The organism is Microbacterium sp. NPDC056736, from assembly GCF_042790415.1.
In the GTDB taxonomy this organism is placed as follows: Bacteria; Actinomycetota; Actinomycetes; order Actinomycetales; family Microbacteriaceae; genus Microbacterium.
In genome coordinates this window covers 350,799-367,699 of record NZ_JBHTZE010000002.1, presented here as the reverse complement: position 1 = coordinate 367,699, position 16,901 = coordinate 350,799, and the positions used below count along the sequence as shown (strand labels likewise).

17 protein-coding genes and 4 tRNA genes are annotated in these 16,901 nt (G+C 70.7%); 16 read left to right on the top strand and 5 right to left on the bottom strand.

Annotation, left to right across the window (positions count from 1 at the left end):
- Window positions 1-42: 42 nt before the first annotated feature.
- Entirely contained in the window at window positions 43-948 is a 906-nt protein-coding gene (locus ACFRAL_RS06285; protein WP_378880880.1) for a sulfurtransferase, read from the bottom strand.
- Between the two features lie 147 nt (window positions 949-1,095).
- On the opposite strand from ACFRAL_RS06285, the gene zapE reads away from it, so the two are divergent.
- From zapE to ACFRAL_RS06270, 3 genes are all read left to right on the top strand, one after another.
- Window positions 1,096-2,124, top strand: coding sequence for a cell division protein ZapE (gene zapE / locus ACFRAL_RS06280; protein WP_378880877.1), 1,029 nt, complete (start codon window positions 1,096-1,098; stop codon window positions 2,122-2,124).
- Window positions 2,125-2,287: 163 nt separating this feature from the next.
- Complete coding sequence (locus ACFRAL_RS06275) at window positions 2,288-3,556, top strand: ammonium transporter (protein ID WP_336398018.1); 1,269 nt, start codon at window positions 2,288-2,290, stop codon at window positions 3,554-3,556.
- A gap of 54 nt (window positions 3,557-3,610) precedes the next feature.
- The gene (locus ACFRAL_RS06270; RefSeq protein ID WP_378880873.1) at window positions 3,611-4,129 is read left to right on the top strand and encodes a type II toxin-antitoxin system PemK/MazF family toxin; all 519 of its coding nucleotides are present in this window, start codon (window positions 3,611-3,613) and stop codon (window positions 4,127-4,129) included.
- 48 nt (window positions 4,130-4,177) lie between these two features.
- On the opposite strand, the gene ACFRAL_RS06265 is transcribed toward ACFRAL_RS06270, so the two are convergent.
- Window positions 4,178-4,253, bottom strand: a tRNA-Val gene (locus ACFRAL_RS06265).
- 156 nt (window positions 4,254-4,409) lie between these two features.
- Here ACFRAL_RS06265 and ACFRAL_RS06260 point away from each other — a divergent pair.
- The 3 genes from ACFRAL_RS06260 (at window position 4,410) to ACFRAL_RS06250 (ending at window position 4,711) form a co-directional block, all read left to right on the top strand.
- Window positions 4,410-4,482 (top strand) — tRNA-Gly (locus tag ACFRAL_RS06260).
- A 53-nt stretch (window positions 4,483-4,535) separates the two neighbouring features.
- Window positions 4,536-4,609, top strand: a tRNA-Cys gene (locus tag ACFRAL_RS06255).
- Between the two features lie 27 nt (window positions 4,610-4,636).
- A tRNA-Val gene (locus ACFRAL_RS06250) sits at window positions 4,637-4,711 on the top strand.
- A gap of 63 nt (window positions 4,712-4,774) precedes the next feature.
- Here the strand turns inward: ACFRAL_RS06250 and ACFRAL_RS06245 are convergent.
- Window positions 4,775-5,848, bottom strand: coding sequence for an alpha/beta fold hydrolase (locus ACFRAL_RS06245; RefSeq protein WP_378880870.1), 1,074 nt, complete (start codon window positions 5,846-5,848; stop codon window positions 4,775-4,777).
- Between the two features lie 306 nt (window positions 5,849-6,154).
- On the opposite strand from ACFRAL_RS06245, the gene thrS reads away from it, so the two are divergent.
- Both thrS and ACFRAL_RS06235 read left to right on the top strand, forming a co-directional pair.
- A complete protein-coding gene (gene thrS / locus ACFRAL_RS06240) occupies window positions 6,155-8,152 on the top strand; it encodes a threonine--tRNA ligase (RefSeq protein ID WP_378880868.1) in 1,998 nt (665 codons plus the stop codon).
- Between the two features lie 53 nt (window positions 8,153-8,205).
- The gene (locus ACFRAL_RS06235; protein ID WP_336398064.1) at window positions 8,206-8,733 is read left to right on the top strand and encodes an HIT domain-containing protein; all 528 of its coding nucleotides are present in this window, start codon (window positions 8,206-8,208) and stop codon (window positions 8,731-8,733) included.
- A 49-nt stretch (window positions 8,734-8,782) separates the two neighbouring features.
- On the opposite strand, the gene pdxY is transcribed toward ACFRAL_RS06235, so the two are convergent.
- Window positions 8,783-9,634, bottom strand: a complete 852-nt coding sequence (pdxY, locus tag ACFRAL_RS06230) for a pyridoxal kinase PdxY (RefSeq protein ID WP_378880865.1) — start codon at window positions 9,632-9,634, stop codon at window positions 8,783-8,785.
- A gap of 7 nt (window positions 9,635-9,641) precedes the next feature.
- Entirely contained in the window at window positions 9,642-10,985 is a 1,344-nt protein-coding gene (locus ACFRAL_RS06225; RefSeq protein WP_378880862.1) for an aminotransferase class I/II-fold pyridoxal phosphate-dependent enzyme, read from the bottom strand.
- A gap of 128 nt (window positions 10,986-11,113) precedes the next feature.
- Here ACFRAL_RS06225 and pdxS point away from each other — a divergent pair, with 128 nt between their 5' ends.
- From pdxS to yajC, 8 genes are all read left to right on the top strand, one after another.
- Window positions 11,114-12,004, top strand: a complete 891-nt coding sequence (pdxS, locus tag ACFRAL_RS06220) for a pyridoxal 5'-phosphate synthase lyase subunit PdxS (RefSeq protein ID WP_336398012.1) — start codon at window positions 11,114-11,116, stop codon at window positions 12,002-12,004.
- Window positions 11,998-12,603, top strand: coding sequence for a pyridoxal 5'-phosphate synthase glutaminase subunit PdxT (gene pdxT / locus ACFRAL_RS06215; protein ID WP_378881303.1), 606 nt, complete (start codon window positions 11,998-12,000; stop codon window positions 12,601-12,603). Before pdxS ends, pdxT begins: the two co-directional genes overlap by 7 nt.
- Window positions 12,604-12,639: 36 nt before the next feature.
- Window positions 12,640-13,161 (top strand): hypothetical protein, encoded by a 522-nt coding sequence (locus ACFRAL_RS06210; protein WP_336398011.1) that lies wholly within the window; start codon window positions 12,640-12,642, stop codon window positions 13,159-13,161.
- Between the two features lie 74 nt (window positions 13,162-13,235).
- Entirely contained in the window at window positions 13,236-13,997 is a 762-nt protein-coding gene (locus ACFRAL_RS06205) for a YebC/PmpR family DNA-binding transcriptional regulator (RefSeq protein ID WP_336398010.1), read from the top strand.
- Between the two features lie 70 nt (window positions 13,998-14,067).
- Window positions 14,068-14,640 carry a crossover junction endodeoxyribonuclease RuvC gene (gene ruvC, locus ACFRAL_RS06200; RefSeq protein ID WP_378880858.1) on the top strand — a complete coding sequence of 191 codons (573 nt, stop codon included), beginning with the start codon at window positions 14,068-14,070 and terminating at the stop codon, window positions 14,638-14,640.
- 61 nt (window positions 14,641-14,701) lie between these two features.
- Window positions 14,702-15,325, top strand: coding sequence for a Holliday junction branch migration protein RuvA (gene ruvA / locus ACFRAL_RS06195; protein WP_378880855.1), 624 nt, complete (start codon window positions 14,702-14,704; stop codon window positions 15,323-15,325).
- Window positions 15,318-16,346, top strand: coding sequence for a Holliday junction branch migration DNA helicase RuvB (gene ruvB / locus ACFRAL_RS06190; RefSeq protein WP_336398007.1), 1,029 nt, complete (start codon window positions 15,318-15,320; stop codon window positions 16,344-16,346). Before ruvA ends, ruvB begins: the two co-directional genes overlap by 8 nt.
- Window positions 16,347-16,431: 85 nt before the next feature.
- A complete protein-coding gene (yajC, locus tag ACFRAL_RS06185; RefSeq protein ID WP_336398006.1) occupies window positions 16,432-16,890 on the top strand; it encodes a preprotein translocase subunit YajC in 459 nt (152 codons plus the stop codon).
- The last annotated feature ends 11 nt before the right edge of the window (window positions 16,891-16,901 follow it).

Sequence of the window (16,901 nt, the reverse complement as noted above, 5' to 3'; positions counted from 1 at the left end):
CCCGCCATCATCCCACGCCCGGCTGGCGAGGGACCCGGCCGGTCACCGGCGGGGGGCGTCGCCGGGCTCGGCTCCCGCGACGATCGGCACGCGCACCGCGCTGCCCCACTCCGTCCATGACCCGTCGTAGTTGCGCACGTCGTCGAAGCCCAGGAGATGCCTGAGCACGAACCAGGTGTGGCTGGACCGCTCGCCGATCCGGCAGTAGGCGACGATCGCATCGTCGCCTTTCAGCCCGACCTCGCCCCGGTAGATCGCGTCGAGCTCGGCGCGGCTCTTGAAGCCGCCGTCCTCGGCGACGGCGCGTCCCCACGGGACGCTCCTCGCCGTGGGGATGTGTCCGGCGCGCAGGGCGCCCTCCTCGGGGTAGGCCGGGGCAGTGGTGCGCGAGCCGTCGTACTCCTCAGGGGAGCGCACATCGATGAGCGGACCGCTGCCGAGGTGTGCGAGGACGTCCTCCTTGTATGCGCGCAGCACCGAGTCGTCGCGCTCGACGACCGGGTAGCGCGTGGGCGCGGGCTTGGGCACCTCGGTCGTCATCGGGCGGCCCTCGGCGATCCACTTGTCACGGCCGCCGTCGAGGAGCCGGACGTCCTCGTGCCCGAAGAGGGAGAAGACCCACAGCGCGTAGGCCGCCCACCAGTTGTTCTTGTCCCCGTAGATCACCACCGTGTCATCGCGGGAGATCCCCTTGCGGCCGAGCAGCGCGGCGAAACCCTCGCCATCGACGTAGTCGCGCACCACGGGGTCGTTGAGCTCGGTGTGCCAGTCCACCTTGACGGCACCGGGGATGTGCCCCGTCTCGTACAGCAGCACGTCCTCGTCGGATTCGACGACGACGAGCCCCGGCCGGCCCAGCCGGGCCTCGAGCCACTCGCCGGTGACGAGCCGTCCGGGCTGGGCGTACTCGGCGAACTTCTCGGACGAGGTGTCGGTCTCGACGGGCATGGCGTCTCCTGATGTCGGCGGGGTGCGGGCACGCGTCGGCGCCCGCGGGCGGCGGTTAGGGTTGAACCGTCGCCTTCGACCCTAGATTCCCGGGCGGGCGAGCACAGCCCTGCTGTAACGCGCCGTCCACTTCCACCGAGGATCCGCATGACCGTCTCCGCCACCCGCTCCGGCGTCGTCCACCTCGCAGAGCGGACCCCGCAGCTCGCCGGTGCCGAGATGGTCGCCGCCCTCGTGCCGCCGCCGCAGTTCGCCGACGCGACTTTCGACACCTACCGGGCCGATCCCGCATATCCCTCGCAGCAGGAGGCGAAGGACCTGCTCCTGGCGTTCACCGGAACCGCGGCACCCGTCAAGGGCGGGCTCTTCCGTCGCGCGAAGCGGCCGGAGGTCAAGCCGGGCGTGTACCTCGACGGCGGCTTCGGCGTGGGCAAGACCCACCTCCTGGCCGCGGTGTACCACGCGCTGCCCGCGCGGCGGAAGTACTTCGGGTCGTTCATCGAGTACACGGCGCTCGTGGGCGCGCTCGGCTACCAGAACACCGTCGAGCTGTTCCGCGGCTCGGATCTGCTGTGCATCGACGAGTTCGAGCTGGACGACCCCGGTGACACGATGGTGATGACCCGGCTGCTGGGCGAGCTCGTCGCCTCCGGGACGCGTCTGGCGGCGACATCCAACACCCCTCCCAACGCGCTCGGGGAGGGGCGGTTCGCCGCGCAGGACTTCCTGCGCGAGATCCACGCCATGGCGGCGAGCTTCCATACGGTGCGCATCGACGGGACGGACTACCGTCACCGCGCCGTCGACGGCCACGCGATGGTGCTCGAGCGCCCGCAGTACGACGCGGCGATCGCGGATGCCGCGGCCACGAGCCTCGTCTCCGACGATGCGTTCGACGACCTCGTAAGCCACCTCGCCCGCGTGCACCCGTCGCGCTACATCCGCCTGATCGAGGGGCTCTCGATGGTCGGACTGCGCGACGTCGAGCCTTTCACGGACCAGTCCGCGGCGCTGCGGTTCGTCGCCTTCATCGACCGCGTGTACGACGCGCAGCTGCCGGTCCGGGCGACGGGGACGTCGCTGGACCTCGTCTTCCCGGAGGAGATGCTCGCCGGGGGGTACCGCAAGAAGTATCTCCGGGCGATCTCCCGCCTGGTCGCGTCGACCCTCGCCTGATTCCCGGCGGGTCCTCGGAGCCCCGAAACACGATGTTTACGTGCGGGGCGGCTCCGTAACGAAGGAGAAACACGGGTCGTCCCGCTGCCGAAACGGACGGTCGACACACTGAGGGAACCCGACGCTTTCAGCTGCGTCCCCCGCAGAGAGGTTCTCCACCGAGATGGATCAAGGCAACACCGCATTCATGCTCATAGCGGCCGCGCTCGTCTTGTTGATGACGCCCGGTCTCGCGTTCTTCTACGGCGGCCTGGTGAAGGCCAAGAGCGTCATCAGCATGATGATGCTCAGCTTCGGCGCACTCGGCCTCATCGGCGTGCTGTGGGTCGTCTACGGCTACGCCATCGCCTTCCCCGGCGCTGAGGGCCTCGTCGCCCCGTGGTCGATCGACTGGTCGGCCATCGGACTGACCAGCCTCCTCGAGGTGCCGGAGGGCGCGGCATACCCGCCGCTGGCCTTCGTCGCGTTCCAGGCCACCTTCGCGATCCTCACGGTCGCTCTGGTGTCGGGCGCCATCGCCGACCGCGCCAAGTTCGGATCGTGGATGATCTTCGCGGCCATCTGGGCCACGATCGTCTACTTCCCGGTCGCCAGCTGGGTGTTCAACTTCGGCCTCGCCGAGGACGGCAGCTTCGCCTACGGCGGCTGGATCACCTACGGCATGCAGGAGTGGTTCGGAGTCGGCGCGATCGACTTCGCGGGCGGCACGGCCGTCCACATCAACGCCGGCGCGGCCGCTCTCGCGCTCGCCCTGGTGCTCGGCAAGCGCGTCGGCTTCCAGAAGGGCGTCCACGTCCCGCACAACCCGCCGTTCGTGCTGCTGGGCGCCGGCCTGCTGTGGTTCGGCTGGTTCGGCTTCAACGCCGGCTCGGAGCTCGCCGCCGACGGCACCGCGGCCCTCGCGTTCGTCAACACGATCGCCGCCCCCGCCGCGGCCCTCCTGGCCTGGCTCGTGGTCGAGAAGCTGAAGGACGGCAAGCCCACCTCGGTCGGTGCCGCCTCCGGCGCCGTCGCGGGTCTGGTCGCCATCACCCCGGCGTGCGCGTCGGTGACCCCGATCTGGGCGATCGTGCTCGGCCTCGTCGCCGGCGCCGTCTGCGCCCTCGCGATCGAGCTCAAGTACAAGTGGGGCTTCGACGACTCGCTCGACGTCGTGGGCATCCACCTCGTCGGCGGCCTCATCGGAACGCTGTACCTCGGCTTCTTCGCCAACGGCACCGGCCTCATCTACAGCGGCTCGTTCACGCAGCTGCTCGTGCAGGCCATCGCCGCGATCGCCGTCCTCGTGTACTCGTTCGCCCTGGCCTTCGGCATCGGCCTGGTCATCGAGAAGACGATCGGCTTCCGCGTCAAGAACGAGGACGAGGTCGCCGGCATCGACACCGTCGTGCACGGCGAAGAGGGATACGTCCTGGAGGGCACTCGCGCCTGACGCTCTTCGCACAGCGCCGAAGGGGCGCCGGGGCGGCCCGACGCGCCTCGTAGGATGACGCGTGTGACACAGCGAAGAGGTCTGCTCGGCGTCCTGAGCGGCATTCTGCGGCCGCGGCGGTCCGCAGCGCCGGCGGTCCCCGCCGCGTCGCACGCCGGCGCGACCGCCACGATCGAGGTGCCGCCACCGGGCCGGAGCGCGCTGCGGATCGCGTACGCCCCCGACCGCGACGGCGAGCCGGACGCCGGAGAGGTCGTCTGGACCTGGGTGCCGTACGTCGAGAACGACGGGCGTGGCAAGGACCGTCCCGTGCTCGTCATCGGAAGGCAGGATTCCGAACGCGTCTACGCCGTCAAGCTCACCAGCAAGGCCCACGACGGCGACCGCGACTTCCTCCCCCTGGGCGCGGGGGAGTGGGACGCGCGCGGCAGGCCGTCGTGGGTCGACATCGACCAGATCTACAGCGTGCATCGCGAGGGACTGCGGCGTGAGGCATCCGCCCTCGATCTCGAGCGCTTCATGCGGGTCGCCGACGCGCTCCACCGCCGCTACGGCTGGGCGATTGACGACTGACCGGATGCAGAAGAGGCCGGCCACTGACGTGGCCGGCCTCATCCGTCGTGGTGGGCGATACCAGACTCGAACTGATGACCTCTTCCGTGTGAAGGAAGCGCGCTACCAACTGCGCCAATCGCCCGTACCCCGAGGGGGACGAGTAACGATCCTACCGGATGGCGAAGCGCGCCTCGAACCACATCCGTGTGACACGCGCGGGGTCCGTCCGGTTTTGCATGACGGCGAGGATCGGCTAAAGTCGTTCAAGTGCCCGGGGTGCGAATCCCGGAAGCGAAATGCGGATGTAGCGCAGTTGGTAGCGCATCACCTTGCCAAGGTGAGGGTCGCGAGTTCGAGTCTCGTCATCCGCTCGAGTGCAGGGATCCCCTCCAGGGATCACGGCACGTGGGGTCAAACCACACGCGGTGGCGTGGCCGAGCGGCTAGGCACCGGCCTGCAAAGCCGTTTACACGGGTTCGAATCCCGTCGCCACCTCCACTCCCGGTCCCGACCGGAGTTCGACTCGGGCGATTGGCGCAGCGGTAGCGCGCTTCCCTGACACGGAAGAGGTCACTGGTTCGATCCCAGTATCGCCCACCACTGGAAACCCCCGGATCCCCGGGGGTTTCTTCGTTCCTCGCCATGCCGGCCGTGCTCGATCGGTCAGTTGTACCGGTCCAGCTCAGCGGTGAGGACCGGGTAGACATCGCGCGCGGCATCCGTCCCGATGAAGCAGTCCATGTGGGCGTAGCCGGGGATCACGTGCCGCGTGTAGTACCCGTCGCCGTTGACCTCCCGCAGGTGCTCGTACGTGATCCGGCTGCCCTCCGGCAGGAAGAGGCGATTGGCCTCGCCGTGGACGAACGCGATCGGGACGCGCAGGCCGGAGACGTCGTCGAGGTAGTCGTGCTCGCCGTCCATGCTCACGGCATGGTCCTCGCGGAGGATCTTCGTGATGTGGGTGAGCGCCGTCAGGTTGGCCACCCCGAACGCCTCATGCAGGTGATCGTGGGTCGCCTCGTTGAGGCGGTCGTGGTCGTAGACCTCGCCGTAGATGAACATCACCCGGCGGCAGAACGGCCTGTCGCACGGCTCCTCGCCCGCGGGATACAGCGCCAGGGCACGGTCGTAGAGCGACTCGGCCCACGACGGATCGTCGGCGGGCTCGGTGGTCAGCGTGTCGACGCCGAGCGCCTGGAGGACGTTGCCCGTGTAGATGCCGGCGCGGAACTCGTTGAGCGCGCCCGCGCGCGGGTGGAGCGTCACCTGCGAGGCCACCGCCGACCGCACGCCGCGCAAGCCCAACCCGAGCGACATCAGCAGGGTGAGCGATCCGACGCAGTGCGCGACGATCTGCACCGACTCGGCGCCGCTGACGTCTCGGACCTTCTGCACGGCGGCCGGGTAGTCGAACCGCGCGATGTCGTCCAGCGTGAACTGCGAGCTCGCCGACGCCAGGGCGGGGCTCGCGCGATAGTCCAGCACCCACACGTCGTAGCCGCGCTCGTAGAGGTGCTCGGGGAGGTTGGTCTCGGTCGTGTCGAGCGTGTAGGCCAGCGCCGACGTCCCGAAGCCGGGGGAGAGCACGACAGGTCCCCTGCGCCCGCCCCGGAACCGCGTGAGCCGCAGCGCCACGCCGTCGGCCGCGTCGAACCCGTGGATCACCGGCTCACCGCAGCGGAGCCTCCGCCTGATCCGATCGCCGGTCGCCGCCGGCAGGACATCGCCCTCGCTCATGTCGACCCCCAGTGGTCGCGTCGCGCGTGTCGCCGCACGCCGGGCGGCTTCCGCACCGCATGCGACGACGCCGTCAGCCTATTGCCCGCAGCGCGGCCCCGCCACGAGCTCGTCCACATCGGCCGCCGTCCGGAGGGCACGGGCGCCGCCGTCGGCTGACTAGACTCGGAGCGTGGAACTCGTCTGGTCGGCCGCCGCTGCGGCACTCGAGACCGACACGCGAACGCTCGGCGCCTGAGCGGGCGGGGCGTGTCGTGCGCCCGAAGCTGAGTAGCCTTGATCCGAGCCATTCCCTGGAGAGTTTCCGTGACTGACGCTGTGTCCTATCCCGCCGACGGCTTCGCCCTGTTCCCCGATCGCTCCGTGGTCGCCCTCCGCGTCAACGGTGAGTTGAAAGACCTCGCGACGGTGGTGGAGCAGGCGGATGCCGTGGAGCCCGTCACCATCGACAGCCCCGACGGCCTGGCGATCCTGCGCCATTCGACGGCCCACGTCCTCGCGCAGGCCGTCCAGCGCATCCACCCGCAGGCGAACCTCGGCATCGGCCCGCCGGTGACCGACGGCTTCTACTACGACTTCGGCGTCGAGCATCCCTTCACCCCCGAGGACATCAAGGCCATCGACAAGGAGATGCAGCGCATCGTCCGCGAGGGCCAGCGCTTCGTGCGCCGTGTCGTGACCGAGGAGGAGGCGCGCGTCGAGCTCGTCGACGAGCCGTTCAAGCTCGAGCTCATCGACCTGAAGGGCGGCGGCGCCGCCGACAAGGCCGAGGGCGCCTCCGTCGAGGTCGGCGCGGGCGAGCTGACGATCTACGACAACGTCGACCGCGACGGCCAGACCCTGTGGAAGGACCTCTGCCGCGGACCGCATCTGCCCAACACCCGCATGATCGGCAACGGGTGGGCGCTCCAGCGGATCGCGGGTGCATACTGGCGCGGCAGCGAGAAGAACCCCCAGCTGCAGCGCATCTACGGCACCGCCTGGCCGACCAAGGACGAGCTGCGCGCCTACCAGACGCGCCTCGAGGAGGCCGCGAAGCGCGACCACCGCAAGCTCGGCAAGGAGCTGGACCTGTTCTCGTTCCCGGACGAGATCGGATCGGGCCTGTCGGTCTGGCACCCGCGCGGCGGCGTGGTGCGCGGCGAGATGGAGCAGCACGCGCGCCGGCGCCACATCGAGGGCGGCTACACCTACGTCTACACGCCCCACATCTCCAAGCAGGACCTGTTCCTGCAGTCCAACCACCTCGTCACCTACAAGGAGGGGATGTTCCCGCCCATCCATCTCGACGAGGAGCGCGACGAGCAGGGCGAGATCACCAAGCACGGCCAGGACTACTACCTGAAGCCGATGAACTGCCCGATGCACATCCTCATCTACAAGGAGCGCGCGCGCAGCTATCGCGACCTGCCGATGCGGCTGGCCGAGAACGGCACGGTGTACCGCAACGAGCTCTCGGGCGCGCTGCACGGCCTCACCCGGGTGCGCGGCTTCACCCAGGACGACTCGCACCTGTTCGTCACTCCGGAGCAGCTGGAGGAGGAGGCGACCCGCGTCCTGGAGTTCGTCATCTCGATGCTCCGCGACTTCGGCCTCGAGGACTTCGAGCTCGAGCTGTCGATGCGCGACGACGAGAAGGAGAAGTGGATCGGCTCGGACGAGTTCTGGGAGCACTCGACCGACGCGCTTCGCAACGTCGCCCTCGCGAGCGGCCTGAAGCTCACCGAGGTCCCGGGCGAGGCGGCCTTCTACGGTCCGAAGATCGACCTCAAGACGCGTGACGCGATCGGCCGCACCTGGCAGCTGTCCACCGTCCAGGTCGACCCGAACCTGCCGGAGCGGTTCGAGCTGGAGTACACCGATCGCGACGGCCAGAAGAAGCGGCCGATCATGATCCACCGGGCGCTCTTCGGCTCGATCGAGCGGTTCTTCGCGATCCTGCTCGAGCACTACGCCGGCGCGTTCCCGGTGTGGCTCGCGCCCGTGCAGGTGGTCGGCATCCCCGTCGCCGAGGACTTCGCCGACTACCTCGGCGATGTCATCGCGCAGCTGAGGGCAGCGGGAGTGCGCGCCGAGCTCGACCACTCCGACGACCGCATGCAGAAGAAGATCCGCACCCACACCACCCAGAAGGTGCCGCTGCAGCTGATCGCGGGCGCGCAGGACCAGTCCGCCGGCACCGTGTCGTTCCGCTTCCGCGACGGCTCGCAGGAGAACGGCGTGCCGATCGCCGACGCCGTCCGCCGCGTCCGCGACGCGATCGCCTCGCATGCCCTGGTGAACACGGCGGAGGACTTTTCGTGACGGACGTCGGCGAGCCCGGTCCTGGGACTCCGGGAACGGATGCCCCGGACCCGGTGCTCGTCGACGCCGCGACGCTCCCGGGGGTGCCCGACCAGTTCCAGCGGCTGTGGACCCCGCACCGCATGGCGTACATCCAGGCGGGCCCCGAGGTGCTGCGGCAGGAGTGCCCGTTCTGCGAGGCGCCCCGCAGGTCCGACGAGGACGGCCTCATCGTCTTCCGCGGGAGGACGGCGTACGCGCTGCTGAACCTCTTCCCGTACAACTCGGGCCATCTGCTGATCTGCCCGTATCGCCATATCGCGACCTACGACCAGGCGACGGACGAGGAGGTCGCCGAGATCGGCCTCCTGACCCAGCAAGGCATGCGCGTGCTCCGTCAGGTGTCGCGCTGCGACGGCTTCAACATCGGCATGAACCAGGGGCATGTCGCCGGCGCGGGCGTGGACGAGCACCTGCACCAGCACATCGTGCCCCGCTGGGCCGCGGACGCGAACTTCTTCCCGATCATCGCGAAGACCAAGGCGCTGCCCCAGCTGCTGGGCGACGTGCGCCGCGCGGTGGCCGACGCCTGGAGCGCCTGACCGGAGTCGACGGATGCCGCGGCCCGCGGCATCCGTCACTCCGATGCGATCAGCGGACCCGCGTGACCTCGAACTGCAGACGCGGGTGGGCGTAGGCCTCCTGCGACTCGACGAGCTGCAGCTCGCGCTCGCCCGACGCGTGCGTGCGCTCGAGGAGGTCGAACACGCTCGATGTGGTGCGGGCGAGCGCATCGGCCGCGTCGCCGGTGCGGCGGTAGTGCGCGGTGAAGAGGGCGGCCGTGACGTCGCCCGATCCGTTCGCCTTCATCGGGATGTGGGGCGTCTGCACGATCCAGGCGCCGTCATCGGTCACGGCGAGCATCTCGATCGTCCCCTCCGGGCGATCGGGCCGTTCGACGCTCGTGACCAGCACCGTTCCGGGGCCCATCGCCCGGGCGAGGTCTGCCGAGGCGAGCGTCGATGCGACGTCGGCGGGCTCGGTGCCGGTCAGGAAGCCGAGCTCGAACTGGTTCGGGGTGATGATGTCGGCGGCGGGGACCACGCGCTCCCGCAGCAGCACGGGGATGGCCGGCGCGACGAAGCAGCCCGACTTCGCGTTGCCCATCACCGGGTCGCACGCGTAGACGGCCTCGGGGTTGGCCTGCTTGACCCGTGCGACGGCGTCGAGGATCACGTCGGCGATGCCCTCGCCGCCCTGGTACCCCGAGAGCACGACGTCGATCTCCGGGAACGCGCCGCGCTCCTCGATGCCCGTGATGACCTCGCGCACGTCGTCCGGGCTGATGAGGGGGCCGCGCCATGCGCCGTAGCCGGTGTGATTGGAGAAGTTCACCGTGTAGACCGGCATGACCTCGACGCCGATGCGCTGGAGCGGGAAGACGGCGGCGGAGTTGCCGACATGACCGTAGGCGACCGCGGACTGGATCGAGAGGATCTTCACCGCTCGATCATGCCACTTCGCGCGTGACGAGCCGTCCACCGGCCGCTCGCACGGCGGCGGCGACGTCGGCGGCGAGCCGGTCGGCGTCGGGGTCGTCCAGATCGTGCACCGTGAGCCGCAGGCGGTGCGACGGGCCCGCCTCGGCCAGCACGAACTCGTCGCCGGGCCGGGCGAGCCACCCGCGGCGCATCAGCTGCTCCGAGACCGCCCGCGCGGGCACGGGGAGCGCGATCCACAGGTTCAGCCCGTCACCGGCGCCCGCCGGCACGCCCTGCGCCGACAGGCGCTGCACGAACGCCGCGTTGCGCGCCGCGTAGTGGGCGCCCGCGCGCTCGATGGCCGCCATGGTCGCGGCATCCGTCACCAGAGCGAGCGTGAGCCGCTGGAGCAGGTGGCTGACCCAGGTCGTGCCGGGAGTGAGCCGCATCGCGAGCCGCTCGGCCGTCTCGGGATCGGATGCCGTCACCGCCAGGCACATGTCGGGACCCAGGAACTTCGACACCGACCTGACCAGCGCCCACCGTCGGTGGCCCGCCGCGACGAGGGAGTGGAACGGCTGCCGCGACAGCAGCGAGAAGTGGTCGTCCTCGATGACGAGGACGTACGGGTGGTCGCGCAGCACCGCCCGCAGCTGCTCGGCGCGACGCTTCGAGAGACTCGCCCCGGTGGGGTTCTGCGCCCGCGGCGTGTGGACGACGGCGCGGACGCCCTGGTCGAGCGCCGCCCGCAGTCCCTCGACCGTCATGCCCTCGTCGTCGACGGGGACCGGGACGGCGCGGTACCCGCCGATGCGGACGGTGTGGATGCTGGTGAGGAAGCAGGGGTCCTCGAGCGCCACGGCGTCGTCCCGCGTGAGCGCCTGGGCGAGCAGGCGCTCGACGGCGTCGGCCGCGCCGCTGGTGATCGTCAGCCGCATGTCCGCGGCGGGTGCCAGGTCCTGCCGCATCCACTCCCGCGCCCATTCCTCCAGGGCGGGGTCGATCACCGGCTCGCCGTACAGGACGGGCCGCCCGGCCACGCTCGCCAATGCGGACGACGGGTCGGGGATCAGGTCGGGGTCGGGGTTGCCCGTGCCGACGTCGCGCAGCACGCTGCCGGCGGCGAAGCCCTCCTGGGCGACGGGGGCGGGGTCGGCCACGCGCGTGCCGCCGCGGCCGCGCGTCACGATGACGCCGGCCTGCGTGAGCTGGCGATAGGCAGCGACGACCGTGTTGCGGTTCACCCCCAGCCCGTCTGCCAGGGCGCGGACGGGCGGGATCGCCTGCCCGGGGCGAAGGTCGCCGCGCTCGATCAGGGCACGCAGGCTGTCGGCGATCTCGGACGCCGACCTGCCGCGGATGTCCAGGTCCATTGCGCATCCCCCTTCAGCGGCCGTCTCCGGATGAGTGTAGGGCCCAGCTCATGCTATCTTTTGGCCTAGGCCAATACCCGCATTTGTCCTCACCGCTGCGCGCACCGCGCCGAACGAAGGGAACCCTCGTGACCACTGCCGACACGGGAACCGACCGCGTCAAGCGCGGACTCGCCGAGATGCTCAAGGGCGGCGTCATCATGGACGTCGTCACTGCCGAACAGGCGAAGATCGCCGAGGACGCGGGCGCCGTCGCGGTCATGGCGCTCGAGCGCGTGCCGGCCGACATCCGCGCGCAGGGAGGCGTCGCCCGCATGAGCGACCCCGACCTCATCGACGACATCATCGCGTCGGTCTCGATCCCGGTGATGGCCAAGGCCCGCATCGGCCACTTCGTCGAGGCGCAGGTGCTGCAGGAGCTCGGCGTGGACTACATCGACGAGTCCGAGGTGCTTTCGCCCGCCGACTACGTCAACCACATCGACAAGTGGAAGTTCACCGTCCCGTTCGTGTGCGGCGCGACCAACCTCGGCGAGGCGCTGCGCCGCATCAACGAGGGTGCGGCGATGATCCGCTCCAAGGGCGAGGCCGGCACCGGAGACGTGTCGGAGGCGACCAAGCACATCCGCAAGATCAGCTCGGAGATCAACGTCCTGCGGTCGATGACCAAGGACGAGCTGTACGTCGCGGCCAAGGAGCTCCAGGCGCCGTACGAGCTGGTCGCCGAGATCGCCGAGACGGGCAAGCTCCCCGTCGTCCTCTTCGTCGCCGGGGGCGTCGCCACGCCCGCCGACGCGGCGATGATGATGCAGCTGGGCGCCGACGGCGTCTTCGTCGGCTCGGGGATCTTCAAGTCGGGGAACCCCGCCGAGCGCGCGGCGGCGATCGTGAAGGCCACCACCTTCTACGACGACCCCACGGTGATCGCCGACGTGTCCCGCGGACTCGGCGAGGCGATGGTGGGCATCAACGTCGCCGACCTCGCCGCGCCGCATCGGCTCGCCGAGCGCGGCTGGTGACGAGGCCGCGACCCCGGGTCGGCGTCCTCGCGCTGCAGGGCGACGTCCGTGAGCACGTGCGCGTGCTCTCGGACCTCGGGGCCGAGGTCGCGACGGTCCGACGCCCCGAGGAGCTCGCCCAGGTGGACGGCCTCGTCCTCCCGGGCGGCGAGTCGAGCGTCATCGACAAGCTCGCCCGCGCGTTCGGGATGCGCGACCCGGTGCGCGCCGCGATCGCGGAGGGGATGCCCGTCTACGGGACCTGCGCCGGCCTGATCCTCCTCGCCGACCGGATCACGGACGGGATCGAGGGTCAGCAGACCTTCGGCGGCCTCGACGTGACGGTGCGCCGCAACGCCTTCGGCAGCCAGGTGGACTCGTTCGAGGTGGATCTGGACGTCCCCGTGCTCGGCCGCCCCCCGGTGCACGCGGTGTTCATCCGCGCGCCGCTCGTGGTGCAGGCGGGGGAGGGCGTGGAGCGCCTGGCCGCGCTCGCCGACGGACGCGTGGTGGCCGTCCGACAGGGGGCGCTCCTGGGCACGTCCTTCCACCCCGAGGTCGGCGGGGAGCAGCGCTTCCACGCGCTGTTCCTCGACATGGTCCGCGATCGCGTCGGCTGACCGGCCGGATCCGCCTCGCGGGGTAGATTCTGATCCATGACGATCAACGACTGGTGGCGCGAGCACCCGGAGGAGCGCTACTGGATGATCGCCCCGTCGCGCGGTGTCGTCGGCGACGCGCTGACGGCTCCGAAGGCGGCCGACGACCGCCGCTTCGAGTGGTCCCATGAGCTCGTCGGGTTCACCGAGCCCGGTGACACGCTCTTCGTGTGGGATCGCACGCTGCCGGTTCCCGGCATCGCCGCGTGGGGTCGCGTGCTCGGCCCGCTCGGCGAGGAGACCCGTTCCCGGCGCGGCGACGAGCTGCGCCACTGGCGCATGCCCATCAGCGACACGCTGCGCCTCGCCTCGCCGATCACCCTTCCCCGCCTGCGGCGCGTGGGCGCCGAGATCGTCGCCGTCCGCGATCGGGTCGAGCAGCTGACCGAGGGCCCGGTGTACTTCCCGTTCATCGGCTCGGCGGACAGGCTCGCCCCAGCCCCCGCCTATCTCACGAAGGTGCCGCGGGACCTCGTGGCGCTGCTGTCGTCGCGTTTCGGGTTCGAGTTCGCCCTGTGACGCGGGGATAAACTAGTCCGTCGTGGCGCCGCGATCGAAGCGCCGGGCGCCGACGAGCGTGATTCAGGAGGACCATGTCCGGGCATTCCAAGTGGGCGACGACCAAGCACAAGAAGGCGGTCATCGACGCGCGCCGTGCGAAGTCGTGGGCCAAGCTCATCAAGAACATCGAGGTCGCCGCGAAGCTCGGCGGTCCCGACCTGGCGGGCAACCCGACCCTGTTCGACGCCGTGCTGAAGGCGAAGAAGACGTCGGTCCCCAAGGACAACATCGACCGCGCCATCAAGCGCGGCGCCGGCATCGGCGGGGAGTCGGTCGAGTACTCCTCGATCATGTACGAGGGGTACGGCCCCTCCGGCGTCGCCCTCCTGATCGAGTGCCTCACCGACAACAAGAACCGCGCGGCCGCCGAGGTGCGCACCGCGCTCACCCGCAACGGGGGGACGCTCGCCGACCCGGGGAGCGTCGCGTACAACTTCACCCGCAAGGGCGTGATCGTCGTCGGCGGCGAGTCGACCACCGAGGACGACGTCATGATGGCGGTCCTGGAGGCCGGCGCGGAGGAGGTCGAGCCCCACGCCCAGGGCTTCGAGGTCATCACCGAGGCATCCGACCTCGTCACGGTGCGCACCGCGCTGCAGGAGGCGGGCATCGACTACGAGTCGGCCGACGTCGAGTTCGTCCCCAATCTCAAGGTCGAGGTGGACGCCGAGACGGCGCGCAAGGTCTTCCGCCTCATCGACGCCCTCGAGGACAGCGACGACGTGCAGAACGTCTACAGCAACTTCGACCTCACGCCCGAGGTGCAGGCGGAGCTCGAGGACGACGAGGACTGACGATCGCTGCGGATGCCCCGCCCAGGCGCGCCTGGGCGGGGCATCCGTCCGCCTGGCCTAACGTGGGGGAGTGGCGTCCTCCCGTGGTCCTCTGCGCGTGCTCGGCATCGACCCGGGCCTCACGCGCTGCGGCGTCGGCGTCGTCGACGTGCGTCCCGACCGCTCCGCGACGCTCGTGCACGTCGGCGTCGTGCGGTCCGACCCGAGCGCCCCGATCGAGGAGCGGCTCGCACTGATCGCGACGGGTCTGCGTGCGGTGCTCGACGCGCACGAGCCCCACGTCGTCGCGGTGGAGCGCGTGTTCGCACAGCACAACCGCGCCACGGTGATGGGCACCGCGCAGGCGAGCGGCATCGCGCTCCTGGTCGCCGGGGAACGCGGACTCGCGGCGGCGACGCACACGCCGTCGGAGGTCAAGGCGGCGATCACCGGGTACGGGAACGCCGACAAGCGGCAGGTGCAGACCATGGTGGCGCGCGTGCTGCGGCTCGACGAGCTGCCGAGACCCGCCGACGCCGCCGACGCGCTCGCCCTCGCGCTCTGCCACGCGTGGCGCGGAGCCCCCGCGACCGGGTCGCGCTCCGAGCCCCTCACACCGGCGCAGCGGGCATGGGCCGATGCCGAGCGCCTCGCCCGGAAGTGAGCGGTGCGCCGCCGAGCGTGTCGCTCGAACAAACGTGCGAACCGCAACGTAGGCTCGGAGCATGATCTCCTCAGTCCGCGGCACGGCCGTGCACGTCGACGCGGACGCGGTCGTCGTCGAGGTCGGCGGAGTCGGCCTCCACGTGGCCGTGACGCCGCAGGTGGCGCGCATGACGCAGGTCGGCGACACCCTCACGCTGCACACGTCGCTGATCGTCCGCGAGGACGCGCTGTCGCTGTTCGGGTTCGAGTCCCGCGAAGAGCTGGGCGTGTTCGGGCTTCTGCTGGGCGTCACGGGCGTCGGACCGAAGTCTGCGCTCGGGGTGCTGTCCACCCTGACCGTCCCGCAGATCGCCGACGCGGTCGCCGCCGACGACGACGCGCCGTTCCGCCGCGTGTCGGGGATCGGCCCCAAGACGGCGAAGCTCATCGTGGTGCAGCTGGCGGGGAAGATCGCCGTCACCAGGCCCGCCGGCCCCGCCGGCGGCGCAGGCGCCGCCGCGGCGATCCCGGCACAGGTGGTGCAGGCGCTCGTCGGGCTGGGGTGGTCGGAGCGCGTGGCAGCAGAAGCGGTGGACCTCGTCGCCGCCGACGCCGCCGACAGGGACCGCTCCTCGGTCCCCGCCCTGCTGCGGCTGACCCTGGCGGCCCTCGGGCCCGCGCGGAAGGAGCCGGTCGGTGGCTGAGGTGCGCGAGGCGACCGAGCCGGTCGACGAGGCCGAGCTCGCGATCGAGGGCGCGCTGCGCCCCGGCTCGCTCGCCGAATTCGTCGGACAGCAGAAGGTGCGCGGTCAGATGCAGCTGCTGCTGGACGCCGCGCGCATCCAGCAGCGCCCCGCCGACCACATCCTGCTCTCCGGACCCCCGGGCCTCGGCAAGACGACGCTCGCGATGATCGTCGCGCACGAGAGCGAACGGCCGCTGCGGCTGTCCAGCGGTCCGGCGATCCAGCACGCCGGCGACCTGGCGGCGCTGCTGTCGAGCCTGACGCCGGGAGAGGTGCTCTTCATCGACGAGGTGCACCGCATGGCGCGCTCGGCGGAGGAGATGCTGTACCTCGCGATGGAGGACTTCCGCATCGACATCATGGTCGGCAAGGGCGCCGGTGCGACCAGCATCCCGCTCGACCTCGCCCCCTTCACGCTGGTCGGCGCGACGACGCGGTCGGGGCTGCTGCCCAATCCGCTGCGCGACCGCTTCGGATTCACCGCGCATCTGGAGTACTACGAGCCGGAAGAGCTCGAGCGCGTCATCGAGCGCTCGGCGGCCATGCTCGGCGTCTCGCTGCCGCCGGCGGCCCGCGCCGAGATCGCCCGCCGGTCCCGGGGGACGCCGCGCATCGCCAACCGCCTGCTGCGTCGCGTGCGCGACTACCTCGTGGTGCACGGCAACCGTCGCGGCGCCGACATCGCCACCGTCGACGCCGCTCTGGACCTCTACGACGTCGACGCCATCGGGCTGGACCGCCTGGACCGCGCCGTCCTCGACGCGCTCGTGCGGCGGTTCCGCGGCGGTCCCGTGGGCCTGGGCACCCTCTCCGTCGCGGTGGGCGAGGAGCCCGACACGATCGAGTCGGTGGTGGAGCCGTACCTGGTCCGCATCGGCTTCATGGGCCGCACACCGCGCGGACGCATCGCGATGCCGGAGGCGTATGCCCACCTGGGGGTGCCCCTCGCAGACTCGGCGCTCCGATTCGATGACCTATAATCGCTGGAGGCTTTCGCCCACCCCCTCCTGCAAGGCAGTGCCGCCGCTGGCGCGCACGCCTTAACCGAAAGGTGCTCCCGCCTCCATGGACCTCGCTACGTTCCTGAGCAATTACGGCCTCATCATCCTGCTGGTCGGACTCCTCGTCTTCATGTTCTGGAGCTCGCGCCGCCGGATGCAGAAGCAGAAGCTGGAGCAGGAGGAGAAGGCCCGCCAGACCGTCCCCGGCGCTGAGGTGCTCCTGCAGGGCGGCCTGTACGGCACGATCGTCTCGTACGACGCCGACAACCTCGACCAGCCCGCCATCGTCGAGCTGGCCCCGGGCGTGCAGATCAAGGTGCACAGCCAGGCGATCCTGCGCATCGTGAACCCCACCGTCGGCGCCGTCAGCGAGGACGAGTACCTCGCGGCCGAGGAGAGCCACGCCGAGTACGCCGAGGGCGTCGCCAACGGCGACATCAGCTCGATCAGCGACGACCAGGCCGCCACCGGCAACACGAAGGCCGACCCCGACACCGAGCCCGGCACCAAGTCGCAGGGCTGACGCCCCTCCTC